The organism is Streptomyces sp. NPDC104096 (assembly GCF_055584385.1).
This window is the reverse complement of sequence record NZ_JBVJMD010000141.1, coordinates 1-3,629: the sequence shown is the minus strand read 5'-3', so window position 1 is coordinate 3,629 and position 3,629 is coordinate 1. Positions and strand designations below refer to the sequence as shown.

General features: G+C 71.0%; 4 protein-coding genes. 3 read left to right on the top strand and 1 reads right to left on the bottom strand.

Annotated features, from left to right (window positions below; all coding sequences use genetic code 11):
* Together ACZ60B_RS42705 and ACZ60B_RS42700 are read left to right on the top strand one after the other, a co-directional pair.
* A partial coding sequence (locus tag ACZ60B_RS42705; RefSeq protein WP_469397420.1) for an aggregation-promoting factor C-terminal-like domain-containing protein occupies positions 1-97 on the top strand: 97 nt, incomplete at its 5' end.
* Positions 98-222: 125 nt separating this feature from the next.
* A complete protein-coding gene (locus ACZ60B_RS42700; RefSeq protein WP_469397418.1) occupies positions 223-912 on the top strand; it encodes a YoaK family protein in 690 nt (229 codons plus the stop codon).
* Between the two features lie 27 nt (positions 913-939).
* Here ACZ60B_RS42700 and ACZ60B_RS42695 read toward each other — a convergent pair whose 3' ends face one another.
* Positions 940-2,175, bottom strand: a complete 1,236-nt coding sequence (locus tag ACZ60B_RS42695) for a cytochrome P450 (protein ID WP_469397417.1) — start codon at positions 2,173-2,175, stop codon at positions 940-942.
* Positions 2,176-2,368: 193 nt separating this feature from the next.
* Between ACZ60B_RS42695 and ACZ60B_RS42690 the strand changes: the two genes are divergently transcribed.
* Complete coding sequence (locus ACZ60B_RS42690; protein ID WP_469397414.1) at positions 2,369-3,538, top strand: steroid 3-ketoacyl-CoA thiolase; 1,170 nt, start codon at positions 2,369-2,371, stop codon at positions 3,536-3,538.
* The last annotated feature ends 91 nt before the right edge of the window (positions 3,539-3,629 follow it).

Below are 3,629 nucleotides of genomic sequence, written 5' to 3'. Positions count from 1 at the left end.
CGCCACCCAGATCAAGTGGGGCCTGGACTACATGAACTCCCGCTACGGCAGCCCCGTCCAGGCCTGGGACTTCTGGCAGACCCACCACTGGTACTGACCCACAGGTCATCCAGTGACCCCGGCGCGCCCACCTGAGCGCGCCTCCCGCGAAGGCGGCGGCCCCCGATCCCCGGGGCCGCCGCCTTCGGGCGTTTCCCGGCCGGCCCGTGGTCCACTGAGGCGATGACCACGTCGTCCGAGACTCCCGCGCCCGACCCCGAGGCGCGCGGTCTGCGCCTGGTGGCCGTGCTGCTGACCCTGACCGTGGTGAGCGGACTGATCGACGCCGTGAGCTATCTCGGTCTCGGCCATGTCTTCACCGCCAACATGACCGGAAACGTCGTCGTCCTGGGCTTCGCCGCCGCCGGGGCTCCCGGCTTCTCGGTGCCGCACACCGCCGCCTCGCTGCTGGCGTTCCTGGCGGGCGCGACGGCCGGCGGGCGGGTCGCGCGGCGGCTCGGCGGGGGCTCCCGCCGCACCTGGGCCCGGCTGGTCCTCGCCGCCGAGACGGCGCTGGTGGGCGCGTCCGCCGCGGTCGCCTTCGCCGCGCCGGGCGCCACGGGGACGACGTACGCCCTCATCGTGCTCACGGCCTTCGCGATGGGGCTGCGCAACGCGACCGTCCGCGAACTGGGGGTGCCGGACCTGACGACGACCGTCCTGACGATGACCCTCACCGGTCTGGCCTCCGACTCCCGGGCCGGGGGCGGCTCGGGGCACCGCTCGCCGCGCCGTACCGCGTCGGTGGTCGCGATGGCGGTGGGCGCGCTGCTCGGCGCGTGGCTGGTGCTGCACCACGGACTGGGCGTCCCGCTGCTGGTCGCGGCGGCGCTGACCGGGGTGCTGGCGCTGACGGCGTCCGGCCGGGAGTGATCCCGCCCGCCGCTCGCCCGGTACCGCTCAGCCGGCGCTGACCGGCAGTTCCTTCACCCCGTTGATCCAGGCGGAGCGCAGCCGGCGCGGGTCGCCGGTCAGCCGCAGGCCGGGCAGGGCGTCGGCGACGGCGTTGAAGATCAGGTCGATCTCCAGGACGGCCAGGGACTTGCCGAGGCAGAAGTGCGGCCCGCCGCCGCCGAACCCGAGGTGGGGGTTGGGGTCACGGGTGATGTCGAAGAGGTCGGGGTGGTCGAAGACCTCGGGGTCGTGGTTGGCGGAGGCGTAGAAGAGGCCGACCCGGTCGCCCTTCCTGATCGTCCTGCCGCCCAGTTCCGTGTCCTGGGTGGCCGTCCGCTGGAAGGAGTTGACCGGTGTGGCCCAGCGCACGATCTCCTCGGCCGCCGTCGCGGGCCGCTCCGCCTTGAACAGTTCCCACTGCTCGGGGTGGGTGAGGAAGGCGTGCATGCCGTGGGTGATGGCGTTGCGGGTGGTCTCGTTCCCGGCGACGGCCAGCATCAGCACGAAGAAGCCGAACTCGTCGGAGCCGAGGTTGCCCTCGTCCTCCGCCGCCACCAGCGTGGTGACGATGTCCTTGGCGGGGCACTGCTTGCGGGCGGCGGCCATGTTCATGGCGTACGCGATGATCTCGGTGGCCGACTCCTGGCCGACCTCCTCGGTGATCGCGTACTCCGGGTCGTCGTAGGCGATCATCCGGTTGGACCAGTCGAAGATCTTGGCCCGGTCGCCCTGCGGGACGCCGATGAGTTCCGCGATGGCCTGGAGGGGCAGTTCGCAGGCGACCTCGGTGACGAAGTCGAAGGTTCCGGAGCGGGCGCGCGCGTTCGCCGCGATGGCCTGCGCGCGGGCGCGCAGGTTGGCCTCCAGCGCGCGGATGGCGCGCGGGGTGAAGACCCGCTGGAGGATCTGGCGGACCCGGGTGTGCTCGGGCGGGTCCATGTTGAGCAGGATCAGCCGCTGGGCGTCGATCGCGTCGCGCTCGATGTGGTCGTTGAAGCGGATGATCGCGGTGTTGAGGTACGAGGAGAAGATCTCCGGATGCGTGGAAACGTACTTGACGTCCGCGTGCCGGGTGACCGCCCAGTAGCCCTCGTCCTGGAAACCTGCCAGGTTGGACGGTTGCGGGATCCAGCGGACCGGTTCGACCCGGCGCAGCTCGGCGAACTCCGGCAGGGGCACGCGGTGTTGCAGCAGGTCCGGGTCGGTGAAGTCGAACCCGTCGGGAAGCGCCGGACAGGGCATCGGCAACTCACTCCAGCCATCTGACGGTCCATCAGGAATAGAGCTGCCGCGAAGGTAATAACGGGTTCTACAAGTGGCAAGGGGTACGGCGCCCCGAATCTGCCTGCAAGACCCTTGCGGGGGCGGACGCCTCGTCAGCAGACTGCACACAGAACTAGAACACGTATCAGTTCGGAGGAGAGGACCCGCACCCATGGCCGCCGAACCCGTGATCGTCGAGGCCGTACGCACCCCCATCGGCAAGCGCGGCGGCGCGCTCGCCAATCTGCACCCCGCCTATCTGCTGGGCGAGACGTACCGCGAACTCCTCGGCCGCACCGGCATCCCCGCCGACTGCGTCGAGCAGATCGTCGGCGGCACGGTGACCCATGCCGGCGAGCAGTCCATGAACCCCGCGCGCACCGCCTGGCTGACCATGGGCCTGCCCTACGAGACGGCGGCGACGACGGTCGACTGCCAGTGCGGCTCCTCGCAGCAGGCGTCGCACATGACGGCGAACATGATCGCGGCGGGCGTGATCGACGTGGGCATCTCCTGCGGCGTCGAGTCGATGTCCCGCGTCCCGCTGGGCTCGGGCTCCAAGCACGGCCCCGGCAAGCCCTTCCCGGACGAGTGGAACGTCGACCTCCCCAACCAGTTCGAGGCGGCCGAGCGCATCGCCCGCCGCCGTGGCCTCACCCGGGAGAACGTCGACTCCCTCGGCCTGATCTCCCAGGAGCGGGCCGCGATCGCCTGGTCCGAGGAGCGGTTCAAGCGGGAGACGTTCGCGGTGCAGGTCCCGACCACGGAGGACGAGCAGCGGGCGGGCCAGGGCATGTGGCGCCTGGTGGACAAGGACGAGGGCCTGCGCGACACGACCCCGGAGGGCCTGTCCGCGCTGAAGCCGATCATGCCGACGGCCGTGCACACGGCGGGCAACTCCTCGCAGATCTCCGACGGCGCGGCCGCCGTCATGTGGGCGTCGAAGCGGATGGCCCGTGCCCTGAAGCTGAAGCCGAGGGCGCGGATCGTCGCCCAGGCCCTGGTCGGCGCCGACCCGCACTTCCACCTCGACGGCCCCGTCGACGCCACCAGGGCCGTGCTGGGCAAGGCGGGCATGTCCCTGAAGGACATCGACCTCGTCGAGATCAACGAGGCGTTCGCGTCGGTGGTGCTGAGCTGGACCCAGGTCTTCGAGCAGGACCTGGCGAAGGTCAACGTCAACGGCGGCGCGATCGCCCTGGGCCACCCGGTCGGCGCGACCGGAGCCCGCCTGATCACCACCGCGCTCCACGAGCTGGAACGCGCGGACAAGGAGTTCGCCCTGATCACGATGTGCGCGGGCGGCGCCCTGGCCACCGGCACGATCATCCAGCGGCTCTAGGTGTATTGACCCGCAGGGTTGTTCACACGGCTGATGGGTGGCTGGCCGCCGAGTGCGGTGTGGCAGCGGTGGTGGTTGTAGGTGTGCAGGA